Source organism: Ectopseudomonas alcaliphila, from assembly GCF_900101755.1.
GTDB lineage: Bacteria > Pseudomonadota > Gammaproteobacteria > Pseudomonadales > Pseudomonadaceae > Aquipseudomonas > Aquipseudomonas alcaliphila.
Genome location: NZ_FNAE01000001.1, coordinates 770,388 through 796,849 on the forward strand (window position 1 = coordinate 770,388; position 26,462 = coordinate 796,849).

Consider the following 26,462-nt stretch of genomic DNA (forward strand, 5'->3'; position numbering starts at 1 on the left):
TACGAGGACCTCACCATGACACTACGAATCGCCATCAATGGCTTCGGCCGTATCGGCCGCAACGTGCTACGCGCACTCTATACCCAGAATTATCGTCAGCACCTGCAGGTCGTGGCGATCAACGACCTGGGCGACAGCGCCATCAATGCCCACCTGCTGCAATATGACAGCGTCCACGGCCATTTCCCCGAGGACGTAAAAGTGGACGGCGAAAGCCTGTGGATCAAGGGTGATCGCATCGCCGTCAGCGCCATTCGCAATCCGGCCGAACTGCCCTGGAAGACCCATCAGGTCGATGTGGTGCTGGAATGCACCGGGCTGTTCACCGAGCGCGACAAGGCCGCCGCGCATCTCGCAGCCGGCGCGCGCAAGGTACTGATATCAGCACCCGCCAAGGGTGCCGACGCCACCGTGGTGTATGGCGTCAACGAACAGGTGCTGACGCCTGACATGCAGATCATTTCCAACGCCTCCTGCACCACCAACTGCCTGGCACCGGTGGCGCAGGTGCTGCACCGCGAACTGGGCATCGAACAGGGGTTGATGACCACCATTCACGCCTACACCAACGACCAGAACCTTTCCGACGTCTACCACAGCGACCTGTACCGTGCGCGTTCGGCAACCCAGTCGATGATCCCGACCAAGACCGGCGCCGCCGAAGCGGTCGGCCTGGTGCTGCCCGAGCTGGCCGGCAAGCTCACCGGCATGGCCGTGCGGGTGCCGGTGATCAACGTGTCGCTGGTCGACCTGACCCTGCAAGTCAAGCGCGAGGCCAGTGCCGAGGAAGTCAACGCACTGCTCGAAGCTGCCAGCAAACAGTCCTCGGTGCTGGGTTACAACGCGCTGCCGCTGGTGTCCTGCGACTTCAACCACAACCCGCTGTCATCGATCTTCGACGCCAACCACACCAAGGTCAGCGGCAAGCTGCTCAAGGTAATGGCCTGGTATGACAACGAGTGGGGTTTCTCCAACCGCATGCTGGACAACTGCCTGGTCCTGGCCCGCCTGCACTAACGAGGAGGCTCGATGAGCCGTATCAGCTTTACCCGCGCCCAGTTGCCGGCGCGCAAACGTATCGCTCTGGTGGCGCACGATCATTGCAAAGGCTTCTTGCTGGACTGGTGCGAACGCCAGCGCGAGCGGCTGGCCAACCACCAGTTAGTGGCCACTGGCACCACCGGCCTGCTTTTGAGCAAACACCTGGATCTGCCGGTGGAGAGCATGATCAGCGGCCCGCTGGGCGGCGACCAGCAGATCGGCGCACGCATCGCCGAGCAACGCGTGGACATGCTGGTGTTCTTCTGGGACCCCTTCGAGCCACAGCCACACGACCCGGATATCAAGGCCCTGCTGCGCGTGGCTGCAGTGTGGAACATTCCGGTGGCGTGCAACGAGAGCAGCGCCGACTACATGCTCAGCAGCCCCCTGCTGGGGCAGCAGCATGAATACCGTATTCCCGACTATCAGGCCTATCTGGCGGCACGCGGCTAGGGTGCGCACAGCCTGGGCGGCCCCGCGCGGCCCTGCGCGTAGCCGCCATTATCCTCGGCGCTGACAGGACCTAGAAATCCACCTTGCCCCGCCCCGCCTTGATCGCCCCGCGCTTGCTCTTGCCGTCCAGGCGGCGCTTCTTCGAGCCGAGAGTCGGTTTGGTCGGGCGGCGCTTCTTTTCCACCTTGCCGGCGCTGCGGATCAACTCGGCAAGACGCTCGAGGGCGTCGGCGCGATTCTGCTCCTGAGTGCGATACTGCTGCGCCTTGATGATCACCACGCCGTCAGCGGTGATGCGGCTGTCGGCAAGCGTCAGCAGGCGCTCCTTGTAGAACGGCGGCAGCGACGAAGCCTGGCTGTCGAAGCGCAGATGCACCGCGCTGGACACCTTGTTGACGTTCTGCCCGCCAGCGCCCTGGGCACGGATGGCGGTCAGTTCGATTTCTTCATCAGGAAGGTGAACACTGTTGGAGACGATCAGCATGGCCATGATTTCTTGAAGGTCATGGCCATCAGGATACCCGTCACAGCTGTAATCTTTGCTTGAAATTTCTCCACGGCATTCGCTCGGCGCCTCGGCTAACGTAGCGGCCTGTCTTTTTCCGGAAGCACGCGATGGACTCCATAACCCAGGCGGTACTCGGCGCCAGCATCCAGGGCGCGTTGCTCGGTCGCTGGCAGGGCCGTAAAGCTCTGCTCTACGGCGCGATGCTCGCTACCGTTCCCGATCTGGACGTGGTCATGGAATATGGCGATGCCGTGGCCAACATGACCTACCACCGCGGCTTCAGCCATTCGCTGTTCGTCCTCAGCGGCTTCGCCCTGCTGCTGACCTGGCTGGCCAGGCGCTTTCGCCCTCACCCCGGTTACTCGGCCAATCGCCTGCTGCTGACGCTGTGGCTGGTGCTGATCACCCATCCCTTGCTGGACGCCTTCACCAGCTACGGTACCCAGCTGTTCTGGCCGCTGATGCCGACACCCACGGCCTGGTCGAGCCTGTTCATCATCGACCCGATGTATACCGTGCCGCTGATCGCTGCGGTGGTGATCAGCCTGTTCACCGGGCTGCGCGAGCAGAGTTGGCGCGTGCCGGCCGTGGCGCTCGCCGTATCGACGCTGTACATCGGTTTCAGCCTGGCCGGCAAATTCATGGCCGAACAGCGCGTGGAGCACGAGCTGGCGCGCCAGGGCATCCAGGCCGAACAGCTGTTCACCACGCCGACGCCACTCAACACCTTGCTGTGGCGCGTCATCGTGCTCGATGGCGAGGACTATCACGAAGCCCTTGTCGGCTGGTTCGACGCCGAGCCGCCGCAACTGCAACGTCTGCCGCGCGGCACGCACCTGCGCGAACACCTGACGGACTCCCCCATGCACCAACGGCTGGAGTGGTTCACCGGCGGCGTGCTGCGCTACGACCAGGTCGGCGAGCATTTGATCGTCACCGATCTGCGCCTGGGCATGACCGGCTTTCATCCCTTCCGCTTCGACTTCGCCCGCCTGCAGGACGGCCAATGGCAGGTGCACAAGCACATCGATCGCCTGCCCTTCGAGCGTGGCGAGGCCGAACACCTGGCCCTGCTGTTCAAGCGCATCTGGCAACCCGAACTGAAGGTTCCACTGCTGGCCTGGGCCGGCGAGTTGCAAAAACCGCTTTTAACTGAGACTCGCTCGCACTAACGGCGTTACTATCGGCGTCCATTCCTATTGAGGCAGGACGCCTGCAATGCTGTTTCGCCGCTTCGAATCCCTGATCGACGTCTTCAAACCAAGCCCCGACGTCGCCCCGCCCACCGGCATGCTTCGCTTCTACGGCCACTACCTGAAACAGGTGTGGCCGCTGATGCTGGCAGTGCTGATCATCGGCTTCTTCGCCGCCCTGATCGAGGTCGCGCTGTTCAGTTTCCTCGGCCAGTTGATCGACATGGCCCAGGCCAGCACGGATGCCAGCAGCTTCTTCAGCGAACACCAGAACGAACTGCTGTGGATGCTGCTGGTGGCGCTGGTCATCCGCCCCGTGGTGTTCGGCCTGCACAACCTGCTCACGCATCAGGCGGTCAACCCGGGCCTGACCAACCTGATCCGCTGGCAGAACCATCGCTACGTGCTCAAGCAGAGCCTGAGCTTCTTCCAGAACGACTTCGCCGGCCGCATCGCCCAGCGCGTGATGCAGACCGGCCCCTCGCTGCGCGACTCGGCCATGCAGGTGATCGATGCGTTGTGGCATGTGGTGGTCTACGCCGGCAGCGCACTGTACCTGTTCGCCGCCGCCGATCTGCGCCTGGTGGTGCCGCTGTCGTTGTGGATAGTCGGTTACAGCGCTGCGCTCTGGTACTTCGTGCCGCGCATCAAGGCACGCTCGGCCGCCGCTTCCTCGGCGCGCTCCAAGGTCATGGGGCGCGTGGTCGATGGTTACAGCAACATCGCCACGCTCAAGCTGTTCGCTCACTCGCAGGAAGAGGAAAGCTACGCCCGCGAAGCCATGCAGGACCTGCTCGACAAGTTCCGCCTGCAGTCGCGCACCATCACCGCGCTGGACTTCCTGATCACTTGCCTGAACGGCGTGCTGATCGTCGGTACCGGCGCTCTGGCCCTGTGGCTGTGGAGCCAGTCGCTGATCACCACCGGCGCCATCGCGCTGGCGCTTGGCCTGGTGATCCGCATCAACAACATGGCCGAATGGATCATGTGGGTGGTCAACGGCATCTTCGAGAACGTCGGCACCGTGCAGGACGGCATGCAGAGCATCGTTCAGCCACGCCAGGTGCTCGACCACGATGATTCCAAAGCGATTCAGGTGCAGCAGGGCGGCGTGCGTTTCGAGGATGTCCACTTCCACTACGGCAAGAAGGGCGGTGTGATCGACGGTCTGGACATTGCCATCGCACCCGGCGAGAAAATCGGCCTGGTCGGCCCATCCGGCGCCGGCAAGTCGACCCTGGTCAACCTGCTGCTGCGCCTGTACGACCTGGAAAGCGGACGCATCCTGATCGACGGCCAGGACATCGCCACGGTGACGCAGGAAAGCCTGCGCGCCAACATCGGCGTAGTGACCCAGGACACCTCCCTGCTGCACCGTTCGATCCGCGACAACCTGCGCTACGGCAAACCCGGCGCCAGCGACGACGAGCTCTGGGAAGCGGTGCGCAAGGCGCGCGCCGATGCCTTCATCCCCACCCTCGATGACAGCCAGGGCGGACGCGGTATGGATGCTCAGGTGGGCGAGCGCGGTGTGAAACTGTCCGGAGGCCAGCGCCAACGCATCGCCATCGCCCGCGTGCTGCTCAAGGACGCACCGATCCTGGTGCTGGACGAAGCCACCTCGGCGCTGGATTCGGAAGTGGAAGCGGCCATTCAGGAAAGCCTGGACAGCCTGATGGAAGGCAAGACGGTGATCGCCATCGCCCACCGCCTGTCGACCATCGCACGGATGGATCGCCTGGTGGTCATCGACCAGGGGCAGGTCATCGAAACCGGCACCCACGCCGAGCTGATCGCCCGTGGCGGCCTGTATGCACGCCTGTGGCAGCATCAGACAGGTGGTTTCGTTGGGGTTGAATGAGTGCGTGGGAGGGGCTTCAGCCGCGACTCGCCGCTAAAGCACCTCCCACAATGCTGCGCCCCCTGCCGGCTTACTCCGCAGCGCGCAGGGTGGATCGGGGCGCGTAGCCGACGCTCTTTTCATCCACCATTGCGATCGCAGAGCGGTGGACGGATGAGGCGTCGTCCACCCTACACCCTTACTCCGCAGCCGGCTTCTTGCGCTTGAGCGGCGCGCTGCCATCGGCGCTGACCAGCACAGAAGGCTTGCCAGCCGGGCGCGGGCCAGTCTTGCGCTTGGAGGCGGTGGCTTTCTTCGGGTCTTTCTTCTCGGTCTTTTTCTTCTTGCTGCCAGCGGCCTTGCCGGATGCCTTGAGATTCTTCGGCCCCTGGTAAACGCCTTTCAGCTCCTTGATGGTGCGACGTTCGAAACGCTGCTTGAGGTAGCGCTCGATGCTCGACATCAGGTTCCAGTCGGTATGGCAGATCAGCGATACCGCCAGACCTTCGCCACCGGCACGGCCGGTACGACCGATGCGGTGCACGTACTCGTCACCGGAGCGCGGCATATCGAAGTTGATCACCAGGTCCAGGCCCTCGACGTCCAGGCCGCGCGCCGCCACGTCAGTGGCCACCAGCACCTTGACCGCGCCCTGGCGCAGGCGGTCGATGGCCAGCTTGCGATCCTTCTGGTCTTTCTCGCCATGCAGCACGAAAGCCTTGACCCCGGCGGTCACCAGCTTGCCGTAGAGACGGTCGGCCTGCACGCGGGTATTGGTGAAGACGATGGCCTTGTCGTAGGCCTCGTTGGTCAGCAACCAGTCGACCAGTTGTTCCTTGTGGTAGTTATGGTCGGCCGTGATGATCTGCTGGCGGGTACCTTCGTTGAGCTGGCTGACGCTGTTGAGCATCAGGTGCTGCGGGTCCTTGAGCACCTTGGCGACCATCTCGCGCAGGCCGTTGCCGCCAGTGGTAGCGGAGAACAGCAGGGTCTGATGCGGGCCGCAGGCTTCGGCCAGACGCTGGGCGTCTTCGGCGAAACCCATGTCGAGCATGCGGTCGGCCTCGTCGAACACCAGCACTTCGACTTCGTTCAGAGGCAGATTGCCGGCGTTGGCGTGCTCGATCAGTCGGCCCGGTGTGCCGATCAGAATATCGATCTTGCGCATCATCGCAGCTTGCACCTTGAAGTCCTCACCACCGGTCACCAGGCCGGCCTTGAGGTAGGTGAACTGGGCGAAGCGCTCGACTTCCTTGAGCGTCTGCTGCGCCAGCTCGCGGGTCGGTAGCAGGATCAGCGCGCGAATGCTCAGACGCTGCTGCGAGTTGCCATCGCCGAGCAGGCGATTGAGCAACGGCAGGACGAAAGCAGCGGTCTTGCCGCTGCCGGTCTGGGCGATCACCCGCAGGTCCTTGCCTTCCAGCGCAGGCGGAATCGCTGCCGCCTGCACCGGAGTCGGCTCGACGAAATTAAGCTCGGCCACGGCTTTCAGCAGGCGTTCATGCAGGGCGAATTGGGCAAACACGGGGGCACTACCTCAAGAAAATCGACAAAACGGTGCATAGCCTAACGGTTTCCGCCGTCGGGGCCGAGTTTCTTTGCACGAAAGTCGCGCTCAGGCGACGATGGACGTGTGCCAGAAGGGCGCTATCCAGCACGGGCCAAGGGGAACCGAGACGGCTCGCGGGATATCCAATTGGCATCACACTCAAGGAATACTGCGCCATGCTTATCAAGACCCAAACGACCCTCAGCATTGGCCTGTGCGTGCTGTTGGCCGCATCACCAGTGCTTGCCAACCCGCCCCCAGGCAAAGGCAAGCCGGGCCCGCATGATGGCGTCCAGATCGATCTGCGCGGCCCGACCGTGGATATTGGAAAGGTACGCATCATCCTCGGCGAGAATCGCCAGTTGATCGGCCCGACCTCCTCCCTGCCACCGGGCATCGCCAAGAACCTGGCTCGCGGCAAGCCGTTGCCACCGGGTATCGCCAAGAACTTCGACAGCCGCCTGATCTCGCGCCTGCCCAATTACGAGGGCTATGAATGGAAGCAGATCGGCCGTGACGTGGTACTGGTCGCCATCGCGACGGGGATCGTCTACGAAATCCTGCGCAACGTTCTGGACTGAGGGGCTATCGCGCGGCCTTCCGACAAGCGGTACGGCGCACGACGAACTTGTCTCGGCGGCGCCACTCCAATTTTCAGATGGCCCGTCCGCAGGTGCAATGATGAACCCGTCACTGATCTACCACGTCACCTCCAGTCTCGATGGCTACATCGCTCGCCCCGACGGCCGCCTCGACTGGTTTGATTCGTTGCGCCAGGCTGACGAGGAGTACAACTTCCAGTACTTCTACTCCGGCATCGATGCCCTGCTGATGGGCCGGGTCACCTACGAAGCGCTGCTCCAGCGTGGCGGCCCATGGCCCTACCCCGGCAAGCCCTGCGTGGTGCTGACACGCCTCGCCCTGCCGCGTGCGGCGGACGAAATTCAGCTGACGCATTGCACCCCAGCCCAAGCCGTCGCGGCCTTGAATGAAGCGGGCTTCCAGCGCATCTGGCTGGTCGGCGGCAGCCTGCTCGCCGGCAATTGCTACACCGCCGGGCTGATCGACGAAGTGGTGATCAATCTGGTGCCACACCTGCTTGGTGCCGGAGTTCCACTGCTGGCCACCGGCATGGAGCGTAGCCTGACACTCAGCGAGCAGCGGCGCTTCAACAGCGGCACCCTGCAGGTGCACTATCAGGTGCAGAAGCAGGCCAGTGCGGTCATGCAAATCCCCACCACGCGCATCAGCGCGGCCTGACGCTCTCGCGCTGCTGCTTGCGCAGCAGCCTTGCGCTGTCCCAACCGACCAGCAGCACTGCTCCCCAGATCGGCAGATAGGTCAGCCATTGCCCGACATCGAAGCGCTCGCCCAGCACCAGCAGCGCCACGGCGAACAACAGCACCGGCTCGACATAACTGAGAATGCCGAACAGCCCCAACGGCAGTAGCCGGCTAGAAGCCATGTACGCGGCGAATGCCAGAGTGCCGATCAAGGCCATCAGCGGCACCAGCAGCCATAGCAATGGACGATCGGTGAACGCACCCAGCGGTCCGTACGCGATGATCAACCAGATCGCCAACGGCGCCAGCACCAGCATCTCCACCACGAAACCGGACAACGCATCCAGGCGCATCCAGCGGCGCAGCATCATATAGGGTGGATAGCCCAGTGCGGTCACCAGCGTCAGCCAGGAGAAGGCCTGGGTACGCCACAGTTCGTGCAGCACACCAAGTACGGCACAGGTCACCGCCAATCGCTGCAGTGGACGCAGGCGCTCGCCATAGAACAATCGCCCGGTCAGCACCAGCGCGAGTGGCAGGAGGAAGTAGCCCATCGACACTTCCAGCATGCGCCCGGCCAACGGCGCCCAGAGAAACAGGCCCCACTGCACTCCGATCAGCGCCGCCGCCAGCGGACAGGCGGCCAACAACAGCGGCTCACGGCGCAGACGCGCGAAGGTCTCGCGCAGCAAGGTGGTCTGCCGTGCCAGCAGCACCAGCAGCAAGACCAGGGGAATCGACCAGAGCACGCGATGAGCGAATATCTGCACGCCGTCGAGCGGCGTCAGCCACTGCACGTAGCCAGGCAGCACAGCGAACAACACCGAGGCGCCGACCGACAGCGCCACACCCCGTCCTGACAGTTGCATCAGTGCACCTCGGCACGTGTACGGGGTGTGCGCCCCAGGCGGACCAGAGGCAGCGAAGCGGCGATCACTGCACCGCCCAGAGCCAGACGCAACAGATCAGCGTCGTGATTCCAGATCAGCAGATTGACCAGCAAGCCGGCAGGCACCAGCGCATTGTTCATCACCGCCAAAGTGCCGCCGTCGACCAGGCTGGCGCCTTTGTTCCACCAGTACAGCCCCAACCCGGACGCCACCACACCGAGCCACACCAGCACGCCCCACTGCAGCGCCGTACTCGGCAGACGCTCGCTATTGCCCAGCAACAGGAAGGCCGGCAGCGCAATCAGCAGCGCCCCCAGGTAGAAGAAGCCGAAACGCTTGTATTGCGGCTCGGCCGACGGGTGTTTGAGCAGCAAATGCTTGTACAGCACCTGCCCGGCGGCGAAGGTGAAGTTGGCCACCTGCAACAGCAGGAAGCCGAGCAAAAAGCCGCTGCTGATACCGTCATAGCGGATGATCCCGGCGCCCAACACCGCCACCAGGGCGGCAATCAGCGCCCAGGGGTTGAATCTGCGGTTGAAGGCATCCTCGATCAGCGTCACGTGCAGCGGCGTAAGAATGGTGAACAGCAGCACCTCCGGTACCGTCAGCACCGAGAAGCTCAGGTACAGGCACACGTAGGTGATGCCGAACTGCAGGGCGCCGATCAGCAGCATGCCGCGCACGAACGCCGGAGCATGACCGCGCCAGCGGGTCAGCGGCACGAACAGCAAGCCGGCAATGACGATGCGCGTCAGCACCGCAAAATAGCTGTCGACCCGGCCGGCCAGGTACTCGCCGATCAGGCTGAAGGAAAAAGCCCACAGCAGGGTAACGATCAGCAGGTAACGCATCGCAAGCTCCGGGTTGAACTGGGGCCGGCACCATAGCCCAGCCAAGCGACAACGACCAGATCAGTGTCGCTGCGTCTCAACCTCATGTTGCAACTGATCGCCCATCAGGCTGCGCAGTTGCTCGGCCTGATCCTCATCACTGGCACTCTGGTCGATGATGATCTCCACGCGCCGGTTCAATGCTCGCTGCTGAGGTGAATCGTTGGCCACGCGCGGCCGGGTATCGGCGAAGCCCTTGACCGCCAGGCGCTGCGGATCGAGCGCGGGATTGAACAGCAGCGCATTGGCCACCGCCGAAGCACGCGCGGCGGAAAGGTCCCAGTTGGAGCGAAAGCGCGCAGTGCTGATCGGCACGTCATCGGTGTGCCCCTCGATGGTCAGCGTGCCTGGCATTTCCGCCAGCAGTTCGCTCATGCCCAGCAGCATGTCCTCGAAAGCTGCTGTCAGCTCAGCCGAGCCGGAAGCGAAGGAGCCTCGTTCCTCGACCCGCATGATGATCCGACGCCGCTCTTCGAGCAGTTGCAGGCGCCCCTCGCTCAGTTCGCTCTGCAGCAATTGCTGCAAAGCGGCGACGTTCTCACGCACCTGCTGATCGACCTGCTCCTCGGCACGCGCCAGCAGCTCGGCCTCGGCATCGCCGCGCAAGGTATCGAGATGCGGGTCCTGGGTAGTGGTCTGCTGGCGAATCTCCTGCACCTCGGTGGGTTCCGGTTTGCCAGGGGAGAACTTGTCGAACACCGGGCTGGTGCCCAGCGGTACCTCCAACGCCGGCACCTCGCGCTGCACACCGAAGGCCTTGGCCAGCTCGCCGGCGATCTGCTTGAAACGCTGCGCATCGATCTCGGAAAACGACAGCAGCAGCACGAAGAAGCACATCAGCAGCGACATCAGGTCGGCAAAGGTCATGACCCAGGCCGGCATCGCCCGGGTTTCCTCCTCAGGTAACTCCATGACGCTCTCCTAGCAGGCAGTTGAAAAACTACCTGCGTTGGCAATACTGCGTTAAAAACGTCCTCAAAATGCTCATTTACAGCACGTAAACTGCGCTTTTTCGGCCGTTTTTGCCTTGTCTTGCCTGCCTCGCCTACGTTTTTCAACGGCCTGCTAGCCCGACTTCTCGGCTTGCAACTCGCGCTTCGAAGGCGGCAGGTAGCTCTTGAGCATCTGCTCGATGATGCGCGGATTGACCCCGTCCTGAATGGCCAACAGGGCATCTATCCACAGCGCCTGCATCCGCGCCTCCTCGCTGCTGCGCAGGCTCAGCTTGTCCGCCAGTGGCAGGCAGATCATGGTCGCCATCATCGCGCCGTAGAGCGTGGTCAGCAGTGCCACGGCCATGGCTGGACCAATGGATTTGGGGTCCTCCATGTTCGACAGCATCTGCACCAGGCCCACCAGGGTACCGATCATGCCCATGGCCGGACCGACATCGCCGAGAGCGGAGAACACCTTGGCGCCTTCGCGGTTGCGCTCGAGGGTCAACACCCTCTCCTTTTCCAGGAAGGCGCGGATGGTGTCCTGGCCCTGCCCGTCGATCATCAGTTGCACGCCGGCCGACAGGAACGGCGAACTGAAGTCGCGCCCCTCCAGGGCCAGCACGCCCTCCTTGCGCGCCACCTGGGCGATTTCCACCATCTCGCTGATGCAGCCCTCGACTGAAGGCAGACGGAAGCGAAACGCCCTGGCCACCACCTTGAAGGCGCCGAGAAACTGCCCGAAGCTGAATTTCACCAGCACCACGAACAGGCTGCCGACCACCACGATAAGCAGTGACGGCACGTTGAAGAACACCTCGCTGGATGCCCCGAGAATAATCGCCGCGCCGATCACCACCAAAGCACCCACCAGACCGATCAGCGTCGCCAGATCCACCGTTTTCCCCCCAAGCCTTGCACAGGCTGTTGCAGCAGCGCCCCATTCAGCGCACACCAGACAGATTGATGACTGGACGAGTATCGGCCAGTACGGCGTTTTATGAAGACGTAGAAACAATCTAGCGCAATACGCTACGGATGCTCCGTAACCACGCGGCTGATGCGGAAGGACAACGGCGAGGCAGCGCGCCCGAATGGGGCACGCTGCCTGAGGGAAGGGAGTGAGGCAGAGGGTATCAGACCACTTCAGCCAGCTTGGCCCTGGCCTGGGCCAGACCTTTCTGGCTGAATTCGGCACCCAGGTTCAAGCCTTCGGCATGGATGAACTGCACGTCATGGATACCGACGAAGGCCAGTGCCTGGCGCAGGTAGGGCTCCTGATGATCCAGCGCGCTACCGGCGTAGATGCCACCGCGAGCGGTCAGCACAAAGGCGCGTTTACCGATCAACAGCCCCTGGGGGCCGGTTTCGGTGTACTTGAAGGTGACGCCGGCGCGCAGCACATGATCCAGCCAGGCCTTGAGGGTACTGGGGATGGCGAAGTTATACATCGGCGCAGCCAGCACCAGCACATCGGCAGCCAGCAGCTCATCGGTCAGTTGGTTGGAGCGGGCCAGGGCGGCTTTCTCGGCTTCGCTCTGCTGCTCGCTCGGCGTCATCCAGCCACCGAGCAGCGTGGCATCGAGGTGCGGCACAGGTTCGGCCGCCAGATCGCGTACCTGAATCTGGTCAGCTGGATGTGCCGCCTGCCAGTTGGCGATGAATTGCTGGGTCAGTTCGCGGGAGACCGAACCTTGCTGGCGGGCGCTGCTTTCGATTACGAGAATACGGGACATGTCTGAGGCTCCATCGAGATGAGTAAGAGTCGATGGAGCACAGAGTAGAGACGCGACATTCGATTAAAAAGCGTAAATATCCGCTTACATATATCGACTAATTTGATTTATCGACCTGCCGCATCTAGTCTTTCGTCACTTCAGGTTGCAGGTCAGGTTGATCCGCAGGCGAATCACGCTGCGGGTGAACTTCACCGTCATATTGTTGCTGGCGCCAGGCGCCAACACGGTCCGCCGAGTACGTGGCGCTTCAGGGCCATTGCGGAACACAGCACGGCACTCGGCTTCGCTCTGGCCGTAGTTGTAGAGCATCAACGCCGCCATGTTGTGGTCGATTTCCTGGGTGGTCGCGGAGACCTCGGCGCCGTTGAACTGTTTTTCCAGCTCGATGGGATAGGCATGGGCGGCCAACGGCAGAAAGGCGAACAGCAAGCAGATTATTTTTTTCATCGGTGCTCTCCAACATGGGATCGCCAGTGTAGGTGGAGATCATCGGCGATAACAGCCGACTCAGGCAGGATGATGTGATGAAAGCTCCTCGTGTAACCCTGGATCAATGGCGCACGCTGCAGGCCGTGGTGGACCAGGGCGGCTTCGCCCAGGCCGCCGACGTGCTGCACCGCTCGCAGTCCTCGGTCAGCTATACCGTGGCGCGCATGCAGGAGCAGCTCGGTGTACCGCTGCTGCGCATCGACGGGCGCAAGGCCGTGCTCACCGAGGCCGGCGACGTGCTGCTGCGCCGCTCGCGGCAACTGGTCAAACAGGCCAGCCAGCTGGAAGACCTGGCTCACCATATGGAGCAAGGCTGGGAAGCCGAAGTGCGCCTGGTGGTGGACGCCGCCTACCCCACCGCCAATCTCGTCCGCGCCCTGACCGCCTTCATGCCGCAGAGCCGCGGCTGCCGCGTGCGCCTGCGTGAAGAGGTGCTGTCCGGGGTCGAGGAAGTGCTGCTCGAAGGCACCGCCGACCTGGCCATCAGCGCACTGAACATCACTGGCCACCTCGGCATCGAACTGGGTGAAGTGGAGTTCGTCGCCGTCGCCAACCCGGAACACCCGCTGCACCGCCTGCAACGCGAGCTGAGCTTCCAGGATCTGGAAGGCCAGATGCAGGTGGTCACCCGTGACAGCGGCCGGCTGCAGCCGCGCGACGCCGGCTGGCTGGGCGCCGAGCAGCGCTGGACGGTGGGCAGCCTGCCGACTGCGCGCACCTTCGTCAGCAGCGGCCTGGGCTTCGCCTGGCTGCCGCGCCACCTGATCGTCCGTGAAATGCAGGATGGTCTGCTGAAACCTTTGCCCCTGACTCAGGGCGCTATCCGCAAACCGCGCTTCTTCCTTTACAGCAACAAGGAGCGCGTGCTCGGCCCGGCCACGCAGATTCTCATCGAGCTGATCAAGAACTTCGATGCCGCCCCTCTGGACGCGCCCTTCGCCGCCCCGCAGTCGGCCAACTGAGAGCCCTGCCATGCCCTATTTCGACAACGATGGCTGCCAGCTGCATTACGAAGAATACGGCCACGGCGCGCCGCTGCTGCTGGTGCATGGACTGGGTTCGAGCACGCGCGACTGGGAATACCAGATCCCGGTGCTCGCCCAGCATTACCGGGTGATCGCCCTCGACGTGCGCGGTCATGGCCGCTCGGACAAGCCGCGCGAGGCTTATCGCATCGCCGACTTCGCCGACGATGTGGCCACCCTGATCGAACACCTGCAACTGTCGCCGGTGCATCTGGTGGGCATCTCAATGGGCGGCATGATCGGCTTTCAGCTTGGTGTCGACCGCCCCGAGTTGCTGCGCAGCCTGACCATCGTCAACAGTGGCCCTGAAGTGAAGGCCAGGAGCGCACGTGACTGGCTGGAGATCGGCAAACGCTGGACGCTAGCGCGCCTGCTGAGCCTGGAAACCATCGCCAGGGCCCTGGCCAAGCTGCTGTTTCCCCGGCCCGAGCAGGCCGAACTGCGGCGCAAGATCGAAGAGCGCTGGCCACAGAACGACAAGCGCGCCTACCTAGCCAGCCTGGACGCCATCATCGGCTGGGGCGTGCGGGAACGCCTCGCTCGCATCACCTGTCCTACCCTGGTGATTACCGCCGACCGCGACTACACGCCTGTTGAACGCAAGCGCGAGTACGTGGCAGAAATGCCCGACGCGCGCTTGCTGGTGATCGAAAATTCGCGCCACGCCACACCACTGGATCAACCGGAACGCTTTAATAACGCCCTGCTCGCCTTTCTCGGCGAGACTGCCAACAAGGAAAACTGACCATCATGCTCAAGCAACTCATTCTCGCCACCGGTGCCCTGCTGCTGTCGACCAGCCTGCTGGCCGCGGAAAACCCCAAGGTGTTGCTGACCACCAGCCTCGGCGAAGTGGAAATCGAACTGGCCGCCGACAAGGCGCCGATCAGCACGCAGAACTTCCTCAAGTACGTCGACAGTGGTTTCTATGCCGGCACCCAGTTCCATCGTGTGATTCCGGGTTTCATGGTCCAGGGCGGCGGCTTCGATGCCGACATGCGCCAGAAGGACACCGATGCCCCGATCAAGAACGAGGCCGACAATGGCCTGCACAACGTTCGTGGCACCCTGGCCATGGCCCGCACTCAGGTACGCGACTCGGCCACCAGCCAGTTCTTCATCAACCACAAGGACAACGCTTTCCTCGACCACGGCTCGCGTGACTTCGGCTACGCCGTGTTCGGCAAGGTGACTCGCGGTATGGACGTGGTGGACAAGATCGCCCAGGTGCCCACCAGCAACCGCGGCATGCACCAGAACGTACCGCGCGAGCCGGTGCTGATCATCGATGCCAAGCGTCTTTAAGACACTGGTGTAGTCCGGATGCAATCCGGGAGATCGCCACACACCCTCCCCGGATTGCATCCGGGCTACGGTGCTGTAAGACACCAAACAAAAGACAAAGCCGCCTATAGGGCGGCTTTGTTATTCGAGCTCGCGAGCTAGAGCCATGCAAGGCAAAAACACGTGAGAAAGCGGAGTGTGCTATAGCACATGAGCATTTCAAGCCTGTTTTTAACGCAGCAGGGCCGACGCGCAGCAGATCGAAAGCTTATTTTTCGACGAAGGCACGCTCGATCAGATAATCACCCGGCTCACGCATGCGCGGGGAAATCTTCAGACCGAAGCTGTCGAGCACTTCGCTGGTCTCGTCGAGCATACTCGGGCTGCCGCAGATCATGGCGCGGTCGTCCTGCGGGTTGATCGGCGGCAGGCCGATATCAGCGAACAGTTTGCCGCTGCGCATCAGGTCGGTCAGACGGCCCTGATTCTCGAACGGCTCGCGGGTCACGGTCGGGTAATAGATCAGCTTGTCCTTCAGCGCATCACCGAAGAATTCGTTCTGCGGCAGGTGCTCGGTGATGAACTCGCGGTAGGCGACTTCGTTCACATAGCGCACGCCGTGAACCAGGATCACCTTTTCGAAGCGCTCGTAGGTTTCCGGGTCCTGGATCACGCTCATGAATGGTGCCAGACCGGTGCCGGTGCTGAGCAGATAGAGGTGCTTGCCGGGGTTGAGGTCATCGAGCACCAGCGTGCCGGTGGGCTTCTTGCTGATGATGATCTCGTCGCCTTCCTTCAGGTGCTGCAGCTGCGAGGTCAGCGGACCGTCCGGCACCTTGATGCTGAAGAACTCCAGGTGCTCTTCCCAGTTCGGGCTGGCGATGGAGTAAGCGCGCATCAGCGGGCGACCACTGTCCTGCTGCAGACCGATCATCACGAACTGACCATTCTCGAAGCGCAGGCCCGGATCACGGGTGCACTTGAAGCTGAACAGCGTATCGTTCCAGTGGTGGACGCTGAGCACGCGCTCGACGTTCATATTGCTCATGATGATTTCCTCGAAGAACTTCAGCGCCAAAAACGCAATTGCGCGGCATTTTATTCGCGGCAACAATATCTGTTAAGTGGATTATCAAGATATAGGTTATCGGTTATATCGATATGCGATTTACTCTCAGACAACTTCAGGTGTTCGTTGCCGTGGCGCAGCATGAGAGCGTCTCGCGCGCTGCGCAATCGCTCGCATTGTCGCAGTCTGCGACCAGCACCTCGCTGACCGAACTGGAGCGTCAATCCGACTGCCAGCTGTTCGATCGCGCCGGCAAGCGCCTGGCACTCAATGCGCTGGGTCGACAGTTGCTACCCGAGGCGGTGGCCCTGATTGATCAGGCCCGAGAGATCGAGCGTCTGCTGGGGGGCAAGAGCGGTTATGGCTCGCTGAACGTTGGCGCCACCCTGACCGTGGGCAATTACCTCGCCACCCTGCTGATCGGCAGCTTCATGCAGCGCCATCCCGAATGCCGGGTGAAGCTGCAGGTACACAATACTGCCCACGTGGTGCAGCAGATCGCCCACTACGAGCTGGACCTGGGGTTGATCGAAGGCGACTGCCAGCATCCGGATATCGAGGTGCAACCCTGGGTAGAGGACGAACTGGTGGTGTTCTGCGCGCCACAACACCCACTGGCCCAGCACGGCAGTGCCAGCCTGGAAGAGCTGACGCACGAAGCCTGGATTCTGCGTGAACAAGGTTCGGGCACGCGACTGACCTTCGATCAGGCCATGCGTCATCACCCGCGCAACCTCAACATCCGCCTGGAGCTGGAACACACCGAGGCAATCAAACGCGCCGTGGAATCCGGCCTGGGCATCGGCTGCATTTCGCGTCTGGCGCTGCGCGATGCCTTTCGTCGCGGCAGTCTGATGCCCGTGGAAACCCCGGAGCTGGACCTGCGTCGGCAGTTCTACTTCATCTGGCACAAGCAGAAGTACCAGACAGCGGCGATGCGCGAGTTTCTCGAACAATGCCGCGCGCTGACAGCTGGCGTCAGTCGTAGCGATCAGATCGTGCTGCCGCCGATCGTCTGAGTGGCTTGGCCGAGCAGAATGATCGCCCAGACCGGCGCGCAGCGGATCGTAGACAGGTTCTCACTGCGCAGGGATCGATTCCATCTGCTGCAGCAGCAACGCGGCCTGCGTGCGGGTGCGCACGCCCAGCTTGCGGAAAATCGCCGTCACATGCGCCTTGACCGTCGCTTCGGATACGCTCAACTCGTAAGCAATCTGCTTGTTCAGCAGGCCTTCGCAGACCATGGTCAGAACACGGAACTGCTGCGGCGTCAGGCTGGCCAGGCCGGCGCTGGCGGCCTTGGCCTCGGCGGAAACCGGCGCGCTCTCCTCGGCCAGCGGCGGCCACCAGGTATCGCCATCGAGTACCTGACGCACCGCTTGTTGCAGGGTTTCCAGCGGGCTGGATTTGGGGATGAAGCCGCTGGCCCCAAACTCGCGGGAGCGGTTGACCACGGAGGCCTCCTCCTGGGCGGAGATCATCACCACAGGGATCTGCGGGTATTGACCGCGCAGCAGTACCAGGCCGGAAAAACCGTAGGCGCCGGGCATATTGAGGTCGAGCAGAACCAGATCCCAATCACTCTTGGCGGCCAGGTGGCCTTCAAGTTCGGCGATGCTGGCAGCTTCTACCAGACGCACTTCAGGCCCCAGGCCCAGGGTCAGTGCTTGTTGTAGCGCGCTGCGAAACAGCGGATGGTCGTCGGCAATCAGGATTTCGTAGGCGGCCATTGGCAGATCCTGTTCTTGTTATGAGTGGCACTGAGGTGAGTATGGCAGTGCTTTTCGCCTGAAGACCCGCTCAAGCCTGCTCATTGAGCATCACAGACTCCCCACTCGGACCGACGGCGGCGCTCAGCATGCCGAGCTGTGGCGGGGTGGTCAAGCTCAATGCTTTGCGGCAGGATGCGCAGCTTTCCTGCCGAGACGCCCCAATGCGAAGCCAAGCCCTGCGCGCTGACCTGTTGATGCTGATTACCGCGATGATCTGGGGCAGCGCCTTCGTCGCTCAGCGTCTGGGCATGGATAACATCGGACCCTTCCTTTATACCGGCCTGCGCTTCGCCCTCGCCTGTCTGGTTCTGTTGCCGGTGCTGGCTTTGCTGCAACGTCGCCAGCAGCGTCCAGCTGCACCGCTGAATCGCAACCTGCTGGTGGGTGGCGTGATCATGGGCCTGGCGCTGTCGCTGGGGATCAATCTGCAGCAGGTCGGCCTGCTGTTCACCACGGTGACCAACTCCGGCTTCATCACCGGGCTGTACGTGATCGTGGTACCGATTCTCGGCCTGCTGATCGGCCAGCGCAGCAGCGCCGGCATCTGGTTGGGCGCCAGCCTGGCAGTGGTCGGCATGTTCCTGCTCAGCGTCGGCGAAGGCTTCACCGTGGCCTCCGGCGATTGGCTGCAGTTGGCCGGCGCCTTCGTCTGGGGCGTGCATGTGTTGCTGGTGGGGTTCTTCGCCAGCCGTCACGACCCACTGCGTCTGGCCTTCATCCAGTTCGCCACCTGCGCGGTGATCAGCCTGGCGCTGGCTCTGGTGTTCGAGACGGCGACATTGGACGGCATCATTGCCGCCGGCCCGGCCATCCTCTACGGCGGTGTGTTCGGCGTGGCGATCGGTTTCACCCTGCAGGTGGTGGCGCAGCAGCATGCCATCGCCTCGCATGCGGCGATCATCCTCTCGCTGGAAGCCGTGTTCGCGGCCATCGCCGGCGCCCTGTTGCTGAGCGAAGTGCTGGCACCGCGCGGCTATCTGGGTTGTGCGCTGATGTTTGGCGGCATGCTGCTGGCTCAGCTGTGGCCCAAGCCGCTGCCGAGTGAACTCAGCGGTACGACTGCAAACGCTGGTGCAGAGCGTCGTTGAGATCCAGCGGCAGACGCCGTTTGGCGGCCAGATAGTGCTGACTGAAAACGTCGAGATAATCGTCCAGCGCCTCACCGGCACGCAGGTCGCCCGCCAGCTCCAGACACATGGCAGCCACTTCCGCGGTGCACAGGTGCTCGCCGCGCGTAGAGCGACGCAGGCGATAACGCGATAGCTGCGCCGGCGTCAGGCTCAGCACCGGCAGTGCGTCCAGATACGGGCTCTTGCGAAACATCTTGCGCGCTTCGGTCCAGGTGGCATCGAGCAGCACGAACAGCGGCCGCTTACCGGGCGCAAGCCGCACCTCCTCCACCACGCGCTGCGGCGCCACGTACTCGCCGGGAAACACCAGATAAGGTTGCCACTGCGGATCGGCCAGCAGCTCCAGCAGCGCCGGGTCGACGCCAGTGCGCGTCCAGCCGAAGGCGTGGGTTTCGGGCACCACGTCGGCGATCAACCAGCCGGTATTGCTCGGTTTCAGCGCCTCGATGTCGTGCATCACCAGGCACATTGCGGCGTTGGCCTCGACCTGCGGGCGCCAGGCGCACAGGCAATGGGTCGGCTGCACCCGGCAGTGCGGGCAGCGCTCGGCGCGCGAGCCACGGGCGACGAAGGGTTTGAGGCTGCGCGCCAGGCGTTCTGTGCGCAAGCGGGCGACGGCATGTGGTGCTGGATGGGTCATGGAGGGCGCAACTGCAAACGGGGGTGCGATTCTAGCACCCCCGTTTGCCGCTCAGACGCCTCAGAACGTGTGGTTCAACGCCAGGCCGATGAAGTGGATGTGGGTCTTGTACTCGCCGGTGAAGTTGCCACCATTGCCGGTACAACGCACCCCGCTGTCCTGGTACAGCCCGCCGGCACCTGGCACCCAGCCGGCCGGGGAGCAGCCGTCCTGATAATCCATCTTGCCGCTGGAGAACTGTACGTAGCTGTAGGCGAAGTCCAGCGAAGTATCGCGCATCACCTTGTAGTTGGCGCCGAACGACAGCCAGTAGCGATCCGCATCGGGAAAGGCCGGATGGCGCAACTGCGGCGAATTGACCGGCGAGCGGTCGTAGGCTACCCCCGTGCGCAGCAGCAGGTCATCGCTGTACTGGTAGTTCATGCCCATGGAGATCTTGTAGCTGTCCTTCCAGTCCTGCTTGACGCTCAGGTCGCCCTCGGTCACGCCATTGAAGTAGGGATAGCCGGCCACCTGATCGATGCCGATGCGCACTTCGTCGAGCCGCGAGTGACGGGTGAAGGTCAGATCCGCCATCAACGCCACCTTGTCGTTGAGCTGATGGAAGGCATTGAAGGAGAGCATCTCCGGTGTATCGATGGCGGTCTTGGCCTTGGAGTTTGGGTGCAACCTGGAGCCAGCGAAATCGCCAGGGTTGACCCAGTTGCCCGGGTCGAACAGCTCCTGCAGGGCATCGGTCGGAGGCACGTAGATATCCACGATGGGAATGGTGAAACCGCCCTCGAGCGAGGTATCCGGGGAAGGAACGCTGCCCTGCACACCAGAGAAACTCCATTTGGTCTCACCTTCCAGGGTATGGCGAATATTGGAGCGATAGGACACGCCAAAGCGCGTCGACTCGGTCGGCTCCCACAAGTAGCCGATGTTCCAGCCAAACCCCCAGTCATCACCCTTGACCCGGAAATAACCGTCGCCCTGGACGTTGTCGGCGAAGTTACCCGCCACACAATCGACGAAACCGTCCCTGTCCGCGACGCCGCGGCAGGAGGTGATTTCCTCCGGTACCGGCACTCCGGCGATGCCCCCCACGATAGGCCCTAGAATGGGGTCCGCCGCATTGCGGGTGCTTTCATAGTTCGCATCGACGAACTGCCCAGCCAACTGCCGCGACGCGCCTTTGACATCCGCCGCCCCACGTTGCACCGATTTGATGTACTGCGCCGAAACACCGAAACCGATGCTGTGGTGTTCATTGAAGCGAAAGGCAATGCTCGGGTTGAAGGTCACCGTCTCCAGGCTGGCCGACTGGATGCCGTAGCGCCCGGCCCAGTCCTCCTTGTAGTCGAGCTTCGCGCCGAACGGGGTGAAGATGCCCAGGCCGACCGTCACCCGGTCGTTGATCTCATGGGAAAAATAGAAGTTGGGCGCAGCGGCTGCATCGGGCAGGAACTCGCCCGCATCCCCCGAGACAGAATTGCCGAACACGTCGCGGCTACCCTTGTCCTTGTAATCGCCGTCCGGCAGCAGAATGCTCAGGCCGGAGGTCACCTGAGTGCCCTTGAGGCGAGCCAGGCCAGCCGGGTTGTAGAAGATGGTCGAGGGGTCGGCCGCCTCAGCACCGTTGGCATGTGCCGAACCCTGCGCCGCTACCGATTGCGAACCAAAGTGATAACCGGATGCCTGCACCTGCGCAACGGGCAAAACCAGTAAACTGCCGACCACCACATGCGATGGCCAGCGCCGAAAGAGCATTGTCATTGTTATTCTCCTGCACGCTGCTTGAACACCGCGCAGCTCGGTGAGCACCAGAGACAGACTTCAGGCAGGTCTGTATTGGCGACATCCGACTGCAACGGCGGCTCAATGTCTGTGACGTGCAGGTTTGGCCGATGATCCCCGGCCTTTGGTCGTGGTGACGGACGGAGGCCAGAGGCCAGCATGTCCCTATCGGTAACACTTTGTTTCACGCGGGCAAATGGCCAGCGGCGCGAACATTCGCTGCAAGGCCCTGTCCAACCCTCGTCCACGCTTTCAGGAGTCACATCACATGCTGCGTTACATCCTCCCCGCTCTCGCGCTCAGCCTGATGCTTCCCACTGCCCAGGCAGCCTCGCTGAAGGAGATGGAACTGACACGCACCCTGGAGCAGGTCGCCCGGCAGAGCAGCGAGGGCACGCCGCGAGCGATCAACGAGGACATTCTCGATCAGGGCTACACAGTAGAAGGCCACACGCTGATCAACCACCTCAGCGTGCGTGAAGCGCATGCGGCGCAGATGCGCGGCAATCCCGACATCGTGCGTGCGCAGCTGGCCGCCAGCGTCTGCCGCAACCCGGGCTATCGCACCCTGTTGGCCCAGGGTGCACAGCTGCGCTACCAGTTCAGTGAATACCGCAGCAACCGCCCGGTTACCGTCGAAGTGTTCGACAAGAGCGACTGCGGCCTCTGACCCAGAGCCGACGTCAGTCCCTTTCCGCTCGGCGCTGCGCATCAGCGGCGCGCAGCTCGGCGAGCAAGGCCTCCATATAGCGCGACCGTCGTACACCGCCCTCAAGGCGACGTAGACACTCATCCTCCAGGCTCAGTTGATTGGTTCGCGCAGCCTCTTGCAGCGTGCGATAGAGGTCCGTTTCGATCTCCAGAATAAGCTTGGGCATGCCTGCCCCTCCCTTCCTATTGACCCAGACAGCTGGCTCAACGCAGGGAGCGAGGATCCCCCGTCCCAGCCAGAGCCGCGCGCTCCTCGACTGTCAGCCAGCCGTCGAGCGAGACACCGAGCACCTCGGCAACACTTTGCAGTACGTGCGCCCAGGTACAACCGTTGGCGAACAGCATGCCGGCTTCGTCGAAGGTACCGCCACGGTTGCGGTAGCCCAACGCGCGACATGCAGCAGCATCGCCCAGCACCGGCCATAGATGTCCCGCAGCGACTTCCGGGCGCATGTGAGTCAGTAGCACGCGCCGGCTGCAGGCTGCGGGAAACAGCGCTTCGCGCTGCTCGGCGCTGGCCAGGCTGGAAGCCTCCCAAGCATCGCGCGGCATGCGAAAACGTCCCGGTTCCTGCAAGTAAATCAGACGCCAGGCCACAGCCTGCCTGCTCAGACGAACGGCAGCGCGGCGCATCTCGTTCAACTGGTAACTGCCGCTGGCAATCAGCAGCACCGGTTCGCCATCGCCTTCGGCATCGACCAGCAAAGCCCCCTCACGGGCCAGTTGCTGCGCCTGTTCGACGCTGAAGCTGCAGGGTTGTTCACGCTTGGCCGCCACCAGGCAAGCGAGCCGGCCGCGCTCCTGATAGATGCCAGGCAGCAGGGCCAGCAGCGAGTTGTGATCGGCCGGCAACAGCACGCGCATGACATCGTGCATCTCGCCCAGCAGCGCCTCGCAGAAGGTGGTGTCTTGGTGCGACTGCTGGTTCTTGCCGTTCTCCCAGGTGTGCGAGGTGGCCACCAGCGGCCACCCCAGCCAGCCGGACGGACGCCCTGCCTCTTTCTGCTGACGGGCGAAAATCAGGCTCTGGCGGACGGCGCCGAGCATTTTCACGCAGAAGGCTTCGTAGCTGGCCACCAGATTCAGCCCGCCCTGGTTGGCCAGGCAGGCGGACACCACGGCCTCCTCGTTGAGTGCGGTGATCACTGCTCCCTGCACCGACTCCAGCTCACTCTCCGGCTGGCTGACGCGGTGCTTGAGCGCCGCCAGTACCCCGCCCAGGCGGTTGCTGGCCAGTTCGTCCGGGTTGCCGACACGCGGTCGCAACTGCGGGTTGGCACGCACCAGATCGACGAAATAACGATCCAGCGCACTCATGGGTGAACAGGGCCGATCATGAAAGTGCAGCTGCGGCTGCACTGGCAGCAGTGGCTGACGCCGGGCCAATGGATTGTCACGCTCAAGCACCCGCCCTGCACGCTGTGCAAACAGGCGACAGGCCTCGGACAACGCCTGCGGCTCCACCCACAAGGCCGCAGCATGTTGGTTGAACAGCTCGCGCGCATGCTCATCGAGCGCCGGGCTGGCAGGCAGCGGCAGGTTGTGTGCGGCGTTGCTGCCAGCGCCATAGAAGCCATAACCCTTGGTGGTTTCGGCAATGCCGTAGGGCATGGGCAAGGGATAACCGATCAACTCGTGGTTCATCTCATTCACCCGATGCGCCAGGCGCTGCTCCATCTCCCACAGCGCACAGACGAAGGCTGCCGGATCACGCCCGTCGAAGCTCACCGGGTCGAAACCACAGCCACGCAGGTGCCGGCGAAAGCCCTCCAGACCTTCGAGCGTACCCAGTTCGGTACGCTGCTCGATACGCCGGCCATTGGCGATCATCACCGGCAGCGCCACGCCGCAATCCTCGGCACGCCACCAGCGTGGCATCCAGTCACTGCCACGCTGCTCCTCGGCGGCGCCGTCGGAGAGAAAGGCCACCAGCTTCTCCCCCGGCAATGGCAGATGGGCGTACTGCAGCTCGGCAAAACCCAGGTAACCGCCTTCGGCGATGCCCCCAGCGGTGTGCGGATTGACGTGACTGCCCAACGGCACGCCAGGGCTGCCGTCCGCAGCCTGGGTGTAGCTGTAGAAGTCCGCCGCCAGGCGACTCATGCCCGCTTCATCACAGGCATAACGGGCGGCCTGTTCCGGATGCTGGTTGCCAGTCAGCAGGTTCAGTGCCTCTATCGCCGCCACACAGTGCCCCTGCCCCATCAACCAGCCGCGCGTCTCGCCAGTCAGGGCATCGAGCGCCAGGTAGCCGGCATAGGCCGGCACCATGTTCAGCGCGCCACCGGTATGGCCTTCGGGCACGGGTTTGAAGTCATCGGCCTGCAGCGGCTGGCCATCAAGTCTTACGCGCCGTGCATAAGTCATGTGCACCACCAGCCAGAGGCCGGCTGCCGTCAGCGAGTCCAGTGCTTGCAACAGGCGATAGACGCTCGGCAGATCAGGCTGCATACCGTTCTGCACCAGTTGATGGGCGAGACGAAAGACTGCGGCACTGGTCTGCGGACTATGCTGGACAGGTCCGTGGCCAGCTTGCCAGCGAGCAAAGTCGGGATATTGCTGAGCGTGCTGAGCCAAGGTGGCAGCGTCGGGCAGTAGCTGAGTCATGAGTCATCTCCTGAATGTCTATCTCCAGTCTAGGCATTGGGGGAAAAGCACCAGCTGACCTGCATCAAGACCCGACACGGCTCGAACCGGCAGACTCGCTTCATCAACACAACAAGGACAGAACCATGGCCCTGCTCACTTTTCTCGGTGCGATTCAACAGGTCACCGGCTCCTGCTATCTGGTGGAGAGCCGCGATGGCGCCAAGGTCCTGCTCGAATGCGGCATGCATCAAGGGCGCCGCGCAGAGGAGGACCTGAACCGCAGCGCCTTCCCCTTCGACCCGCGCGACCTGGATGCAGTGGTGATCTCCCACGCCCACCTCGATCACAGCGGGCTGTTGCCGCGTCTGGTCGCCGAGGGCTATCGCGGCCCGATCCACGCCACGGAGGCCAGTTGCGAACTGCTCGAACTGATGCTGCTGGACTCGGCCTTCCTCCAGGAGAAGGACGCCGAGTGGGAGAATCGCTGGCGCGCCCGTCAGGGCAAACCGGCGGTCAAACCGCTATACACCATCGCCAACGCCGAGCAGGCGCTCAGCCAACGCCGCGCGCACGCCTATGGCGCAGCGGTCGAGGTGGCCAAGGGCGTGCAGGTCACCTTCCACAATGCCGGCCATATCCTCGGCTCGGCCATCGTCGAGATGCAGGTGCAAGACCATCATTTGCATCGTCATCTGGTGTTCTCCGGCGACCTGGGCAACACCTGCTCGCCGCTGATGCAAGCGCCAACGCAACTGAACCAGGCGGATGTGCTGCTGATGGAGTCGACCTACGGCGACCGTGATCATCGCCCCAGCGACGAAACCCTGGAGGAGCTGGCCGACATACTGCAGCAAGCCCATAGGGAGGGTGGCAACGTGCTGATCCCTTCATTTGCCGTCGGCCGCACTCAGGACCTGATCTATTACCTTGGTCGCTTCTACCAGGAGGGCCGCCTGCCCCAGCAGGCGGTGTTCCTCGACAGCCCCATGGCCATCCGCGCCAACGCCATTTACAGCCGTTTCCATGACCAGTTTGCGGCCGAGGACCGCGCCGCACTGGCCGCCAAGGGGGCCAAACGGGTCGAGGACTGGCTGCCAGTGTTGCGCTGCACACCGACGGCCGAAGAATCGATGGCGATCAACCGGATCAAGAGCGGCGCGATCATCATCGCCGGTGCCGGCATGTGCAATGGCGGGCGCATCGTCCATCACTTCAAGCACAATCTCTGGCGCGAGAACTGCCACCTGGTATTCCCCGGTTTCCAGGCCAAGGGCACACTCGGGCGGCTCATCGTCGACGGTGCCGAGACGGTCAAGGTGTTGCACCAGCGCATCGCGGTGAAGGCCAAGGTGCACACCCTTGGCGGTTTCTCCGCCCATGCCGGACAGTCGCAATTGCTGGACTGGGCCAGCCGGTTCGAGCATCACCCCGAGCTGTATCTGGTGCATGGCGAGCTGGAGAAGATGCAAACACTGCAAGCGGCTCTGCGCGAGCGCCTGAACTGGATCGCCAACATTCCCGAACCGGGCGAACAGATTGCCCTGTAACCGGCGCTTACGAAAAGGTGACAGCGAAACGGCAACCTGGCTGTGGCAAGCTCCATGAAACTCCATAATCAAGGAACCGGCACGGGCGCGAGCAGCATCAGCCTCT

The 26,462-nt window shown here is 62.9% G+C and carries 27 protein-coding genes; 13 read left to right on the forward strand and 14 right to left on the reverse strand.

The genetic code is table 11. The features are described 5' to 3' along the window. The first annotated feature begins 15 nt into the window (after positions 1 to 15). Complete coding sequence (gap, locus tag BLR77_RS03735; protein ID WP_074675524.1) at positions 16 to 1,017, forward strand: type I glyceraldehyde-3-phosphate dehydrogenase; 1,002 nt, start codon at positions 16 to 18, stop codon at positions 1,015 to 1,017. 12 nt (positions 1,018 to 1,029) lie between these two features. Further along, positions 1,030 to 1,494, forward strand: a complete 465-nt coding sequence (locus BLR77_RS03740; RefSeq protein WP_074675525.1) for a methylglyoxal synthase — start codon at positions 1,030 to 1,032, stop codon at positions 1,492 to 1,494. Positions 1,495 to 1,564: 70 nt separating this feature from the next. On the opposite strand, the gene arfB is transcribed toward BLR77_RS03740, so the two are convergent. Next, positions 1,565 to 1,978 (reverse strand): alternative ribosome rescue aminoacyl-tRNA hydrolase ArfB, encoded by a 414-nt coding sequence (gene arfB / locus BLR77_RS03745; protein WP_074676758.1) that lies wholly within the window; start codon positions 1,976 to 1,978, stop codon positions 1,565 to 1,567. Between the two features lie 131 nt (positions 1,979 to 2,109). Here arfB and BLR77_RS03750 point away from each other — a divergent pair, with 131 nt between their 5' ends. Together BLR77_RS03750 and BLR77_RS03755 are read left to right on the forward strand one after the other, a co-directional pair. Next, the gene (locus BLR77_RS03750; RefSeq protein ID WP_074675526.1) at positions 2,110 to 3,174 is read left to right on the forward strand and encodes a metal-dependent hydrolase; all 1,065 of its coding nucleotides are present in this window, start codon (positions 2,110 to 2,112) and stop codon (positions 3,172 to 3,174) included. Between the two features lie 46 nt (positions 3,175 to 3,220). Next, entirely contained in the window at positions 3,221 to 5,056 is a 1,836-nt protein-coding gene (locus BLR77_RS03755) for an ABC transporter ATP-binding protein (RefSeq protein WP_074675527.1), read from the forward strand. Between the two features lie 178 nt (positions 5,057 to 5,234). Here the strand turns inward: BLR77_RS03755 and BLR77_RS03760 are convergent, their stop codons facing one another. Next, positions 5,235 to 6,560: a DEAD/DEAH box helicase gene (locus BLR77_RS03760; RefSeq protein WP_074675528.1), complete on the reverse strand. Its 1,326-nt coding sequence runs from the start codon at positions 6,558 to 6,560 to the stop codon at positions 5,235 to 5,237. Positions 6,561 to 6,760: 200 nt separating this feature from the next. Between BLR77_RS03760 and BLR77_RS03765 the strand changes: the two genes are divergently transcribed. After that, positions 6,761 to 7,165, forward strand: a complete 405-nt coding sequence (locus BLR77_RS03765) for an anti-virulence regulator CigR family protein (protein ID WP_074675529.1) — start codon at positions 6,761 to 6,763, stop codon at positions 7,163 to 7,165. 100 nt (positions 7,166 to 7,265) lie between these two features. Next, positions 7,266 to 7,844: a dihydrofolate reductase family protein gene (locus BLR77_RS03770; protein WP_074675530.1), complete on the forward strand. Its 579-nt coding sequence runs from the start codon at positions 7,266 to 7,268 to the stop codon at positions 7,842 to 7,844. On the opposite strand, the gene rarD is transcribed toward BLR77_RS03770, so the two are convergent. The 6 genes from rarD to BLR77_RS03805 form a co-directional block, all read right to left on the reverse strand. Further along, a complete protein-coding gene (gene rarD, locus BLR77_RS03775; RefSeq protein WP_074675531.1) occupies positions 7,831 to 8,736 on the reverse strand; it encodes an EamA family transporter RarD in 906 nt (301 codons plus the stop codon). The two genes, BLR77_RS03770 and rarD, sit on opposite strands and share 14 nt — an antisense overlap. Further along, complete coding sequence (locus BLR77_RS03780; protein ID WP_074675532.1) at positions 8,736 to 9,608, reverse strand: carboxylate/amino acid/amine transporter; 873 nt, start codon at positions 9,606 to 9,608, stop codon at positions 8,736 to 8,738. Before BLR77_RS03780 ends, rarD begins: the two co-directional genes overlap by 1 nt. A gap of 60 nt (positions 9,609 to 9,668) precedes the next feature. After that, complete coding sequence (locus BLR77_RS03785) at positions 9,669 to 10,559, reverse strand: flagellar motor protein MotB (protein WP_074675533.1); 891 nt, start codon at positions 10,557 to 10,559, stop codon at positions 9,669 to 9,671. Positions 10,560 to 10,712: 153 nt separating this feature from the next. Next, entirely contained in the window at positions 10,713 to 11,480 is a 768-nt protein-coding gene (gene pomA / locus BLR77_RS03795; protein ID WP_074675535.1) for a flagellar motor protein PomA, read from the reverse strand. A 238-nt stretch (positions 11,481 to 11,718) separates the two neighbouring features. Beyond that, a complete protein-coding gene (locus BLR77_RS03800) occupies positions 11,719 to 12,318 on the reverse strand; it encodes an FMN-dependent NADH-azoreductase (RefSeq protein ID WP_074675536.1) in 600 nt (199 codons plus the stop codon). Positions 12,319 to 12,453: 135 nt separating this feature from the next. Continuing rightward, the gene (locus BLR77_RS03805; RefSeq protein WP_074675537.1) at positions 12,454 to 12,768 is read right to left on the reverse strand and encodes a 3-phosphoglycerate kinase; all 315 of its coding nucleotides are present in this window, start codon (positions 12,766 to 12,768) and stop codon (positions 12,454 to 12,456) included. Positions 12,769 to 12,845: 77 nt separating this feature from the next. On the opposite strand from BLR77_RS03805, the gene BLR77_RS03810 reads away from it, so the two are divergent. Genes BLR77_RS03810 through BLR77_RS03820 form a run of 3 tightly spaced genes read left to right on the forward strand, consistent with a single transcriptional unit; the run spans position 12,846 to position 15,140 of the window. Then, positions 12,846 to 13,772 carry a LysR family transcriptional regulator gene (locus tag BLR77_RS03810; RefSeq protein ID WP_074675538.1) on the forward strand — a complete coding sequence of 309 codons (927 nt, stop codon included), beginning with the start codon at positions 12,846 to 12,848 and terminating at the stop codon, positions 13,770 to 13,772. Between the two features lie 10 nt (positions 13,773 to 13,782). After that, positions 13,783 to 14,580 carry an alpha/beta fold hydrolase gene (locus BLR77_RS03815; protein WP_074675539.1) on the forward strand — a complete coding sequence of 266 codons (798 nt, stop codon included), beginning with the start codon at positions 13,783 to 13,785 and terminating at the stop codon, positions 14,578 to 14,580. Between the two features lie 5 nt (positions 14,581 to 14,585). Continuing rightward, the gene (locus tag BLR77_RS03820; protein WP_074675540.1) at positions 14,586 to 15,140 is read left to right on the forward strand and encodes a peptidylprolyl isomerase; all 555 of its coding nucleotides are present in this window, start codon (positions 14,586 to 14,588) and stop codon (positions 15,138 to 15,140) included. A gap of 247 nt (positions 15,141 to 15,387) precedes the next feature. Here the strand turns inward: BLR77_RS03820 and fpr are convergent, their stop codons facing one another. Then, complete coding sequence (gene fpr / locus BLR77_RS03825) at positions 15,388 to 16,167, reverse strand: ferredoxin-NADP reductase (protein WP_037005020.1); 780 nt, start codon at positions 16,165 to 16,167, stop codon at positions 15,388 to 15,390. Between the two features lie 113 nt (positions 16,168 to 16,280). On the opposite strand from fpr, the gene BLR77_RS03830 reads away from it, so the two are divergent. Further along, entirely contained in the window at positions 16,281 to 17,207 is a 927-nt protein-coding gene (locus tag BLR77_RS03830) for a LysR family transcriptional regulator (RefSeq protein WP_074675541.1), read from the forward strand. Positions 17,208 to 17,267: 60 nt separating this feature from the next. Here BLR77_RS03830 and erdR read toward each other — a convergent pair whose 3' ends face one another. Beyond that, on the reverse strand, positions 17,268 to 17,918 hold the full coding sequence (erdR, locus tag BLR77_RS03835; RefSeq protein WP_074675542.1) for a response regulator transcription factor ErdR: 651 nt from the start codon (positions 17,916 to 17,918) through the stop codon (positions 17,268 to 17,270). A gap of 203 nt (positions 17,919 to 18,121) precedes the next feature. Here erdR and BLR77_RS03840 point away from each other — a divergent pair, with 203 nt between their 5' ends. Next, positions 18,122 to 19,048 carry a DMT family transporter gene (locus BLR77_RS03840; protein WP_074675543.1) on the forward strand — a complete coding sequence of 309 codons (927 nt, stop codon included), beginning with the start codon at positions 18,122 to 18,124 and terminating at the stop codon, positions 19,046 to 19,048. Here BLR77_RS03840 and BLR77_RS03845 read toward each other — a convergent pair. Beyond that, entirely contained in the window at positions 19,008 to 19,730 is a 723-nt protein-coding gene (locus tag BLR77_RS03845; protein ID WP_074675544.1) for a tRNA-uridine aminocarboxypropyltransferase, read from the reverse strand. The two genes, BLR77_RS03840 and BLR77_RS03845, sit on opposite strands and share 41 nt — an antisense overlap. A 60-nt stretch (positions 19,731 to 19,790) precedes the next feature. Then, a complete protein-coding gene (locus tag BLR77_RS03850) occupies positions 19,791 to 21,488 on the reverse strand; it encodes an OmpP1/FadL family transporter (RefSeq protein WP_083366016.1) in 1,698 nt (565 codons plus the stop codon). A gap of 289 nt (positions 21,489 to 21,777) precedes the next feature. Here BLR77_RS03850 and BLR77_RS03855 point away from each other — a divergent pair, with 289 nt between their 5' ends. Next, positions 21,778 to 22,179, forward strand: coding sequence for a quorum-sensing-regulated virulence factor family protein (locus BLR77_RS03855; RefSeq protein WP_074675546.1), 402 nt, complete (start codon positions 21,778 to 21,780; stop codon positions 22,177 to 22,179). A 13-nt stretch (positions 22,180 to 22,192) separates the two neighbouring features. On the opposite strand, the gene BLR77_RS03860 is transcribed toward BLR77_RS03855, so the two are convergent. Together BLR77_RS03860 and BLR77_RS03865 are read right to left on the reverse strand one after the other, a co-directional pair. Continuing rightward, positions 22,193 to 22,387, reverse strand: a complete 195-nt coding sequence (locus BLR77_RS03860; protein WP_017677945.1) for a hypothetical protein — start codon at positions 22,385 to 22,387, stop codon at positions 22,193 to 22,195. A 37-nt stretch (positions 22,388 to 22,424) separates the two neighbouring features. Next, on the reverse strand, positions 22,425 to 24,827 hold the full coding sequence (locus BLR77_RS03865; protein ID WP_074675547.1) for a phosphoketolase family protein: 2,403 nt from the start codon (positions 24,825 to 24,827) through the stop codon (positions 22,425 to 22,427). A gap of 125 nt (positions 24,828 to 24,952) precedes the next feature. Here BLR77_RS03865 and BLR77_RS03870 point away from each other — a divergent pair, with 125 nt between their 5' ends. Beyond that, positions 24,953 to 26,356: an MBL fold metallo-hydrolase RNA specificity domain-containing protein gene (locus BLR77_RS03870; protein ID WP_074675548.1), complete on the forward strand. Its 1,404-nt coding sequence runs from the start codon at positions 24,953 to 24,955 to the stop codon at positions 26,354 to 26,356. Positions 26,357 to 26,462 lie beyond the last annotated feature (106 nt).

What these genes read in the sequence shown, in the direction of transcription:
- BLR77_RS03850 (WP_083366016.1), bottom strand. Translation starts at nt 21,488, where the DNA reads ATGACAATGCTCTTTCGGCGCTGGCCATCGCATGTGGTGGTCGGCAGT.
- fpr (WP_037005020.1), bottom strand. Translation starts at nt 16,167, where the DNA reads ATGAGCAATATGAACGTCGAGCGCGTGCTCAGCGTCCACCACTGGAAC.
- BLR77_RS03815 (WP_074675539.1), top strand. Translation starts at nt 13,783, where the DNA reads ATGCCCTATTTCGACAACGATGGCTGCCAGCTGCATTACGAAGAATAC.
- BLR77_RS03770 (WP_074675530.1), top strand. Translation starts at nt 7,266, where the DNA reads ATGAACCCGTCACTGATCTACCACGTCACCTCCAGTCTCGATGGCTAC.
- BLR77_RS03860 (WP_017677945.1), bottom strand. Translation starts at nt 22,387, where the DNA reads ATGCCCAAGCTTATTCTGGAGATCGAAACGGACCTCTATCGCACGCTG.
- BLR77_RS03830 (WP_074675541.1), top strand. Translation starts at nt 16,281, where the DNA reads ATGCGATTTACTCTCAGACAACTTCAGGTGTTCGTTGCCGTGGCGCAG.
- BLR77_RS03810 (WP_074675538.1), top strand. Translation starts at nt 12,846, where the DNA reads ATGAAAGCTCCTCGTGTAACCCTGGATCAATGGCGCACGCTGCAGGCC.
- BLR77_RS03870 (WP_074675548.1), top strand. Translation starts at nt 24,953, where the DNA reads ATGGCCCTGCTCACTTTTCTCGGTGCGATTCAACAGGTCACCGGCTCC.
- arfB (WP_074676758.1), bottom strand. Translation starts at nt 1,978, where the DNA reads ATGCTGATCGTCTCCAACAGTGTTCACCTTCCTGATGAAGAAATCGAA.
- BLR77_RS03845 (WP_074675544.1), bottom strand. Translation starts at nt 19,730, where the DNA reads ATGACCCATCCAGCACCACATGCCGTCGCCCGCTTGCGCACAGAACGC.
- BLR77_RS03820 (WP_074675540.1), top strand. Translation starts at nt 14,586, where the DNA reads ATGCTCAAGCAACTCATTCTCGCCACCGGTGCCCTGCTGCTGTCGACC.
- BLR77_RS03840 (WP_074675543.1), top strand. Translation starts at nt 18,122, where the DNA reads ATGCGAAGCCAAGCCCTGCGCGCTGACCTGTTGATGCTGATTACCGCG.
- BLR77_RS03800 (WP_074675536.1), bottom strand. Translation starts at nt 12,318, where the DNA reads ATGTCCCGTATTCTCGTAATCGAAAGCAGCGCCCGCCAGCAAGGTTCG.
- BLR77_RS03740 (WP_074675525.1), top strand. Translation starts at nt 1,030, where the DNA reads ATGAGCCGTATCAGCTTTACCCGCGCCCAGTTGCCGGCGCGCAAACGT.
- rarD (WP_074675531.1), bottom strand. Translation starts at nt 8,736, where the DNA reads ATGCAACTGTCAGGACGGGGTGTGGCGCTGTCGGTCGGCGCCTCGGTG.
- BLR77_RS03755 (WP_074675527.1), top strand. Translation starts at nt 3,221, where the DNA reads ATGCTGTTTCGCCGCTTCGAATCCCTGATCGACGTCTTCAAACCAAGC.
- BLR77_RS03865 (WP_074675547.1), bottom strand. Translation starts at nt 24,827, where the DNA reads ATGACTCAGCTACTGCCCGACGCTGCCACCTTGGCTCAGCACGCTCAG.
- gap (WP_074675524.1), top strand. Translation starts at nt 16, where the DNA reads ATGACACTACGAATCGCCATCAATGGCTTCGGCCGTATCGGCCGCAAC.
- BLR77_RS03780 (WP_074675532.1), bottom strand. Translation starts at nt 9,608, where the DNA reads ATGCGTTACCTGCTGATCGTTACCCTGCTGTGGGCTTTTTCCTTCAGC.
- BLR77_RS03805 (WP_074675537.1), bottom strand. Translation starts at nt 12,768, where the DNA reads ATGAAAAAAATAATCTGCTTGCTGTTCGCCTTTCTGCCGTTGGCCGCC.
- BLR77_RS03785 (WP_074675533.1), bottom strand. Translation starts at nt 10,559, where the DNA reads ATGGAGTTACCTGAGGAGGAAACCCGGGCGATGCCGGCCTGGGTCATG.
- erdR (WP_074675542.1), bottom strand. Translation starts at nt 17,918, where the DNA reads ATGGCCGCCTACGAAATCCTGATTGCCGACGACCATCCGCTGTTTCGC.
- BLR77_RS03765 (WP_074675529.1), top strand. Translation starts at nt 6,761, where the DNA reads ATGCTTATCAAGACCCAAACGACCCTCAGCATTGGCCTGTGCGTGCTG.
- BLR77_RS03855 (WP_074675546.1), top strand. Translation starts at nt 21,778, where the DNA reads ATGCTGCGTTACATCCTCCCCGCTCTCGCGCTCAGCCTGATGCTTCCC.
- BLR77_RS03750 (WP_074675526.1), top strand. Translation starts at nt 2,110, where the DNA reads ATGGACTCCATAACCCAGGCGGTACTCGGCGCCAGCATCCAGGGCGCG.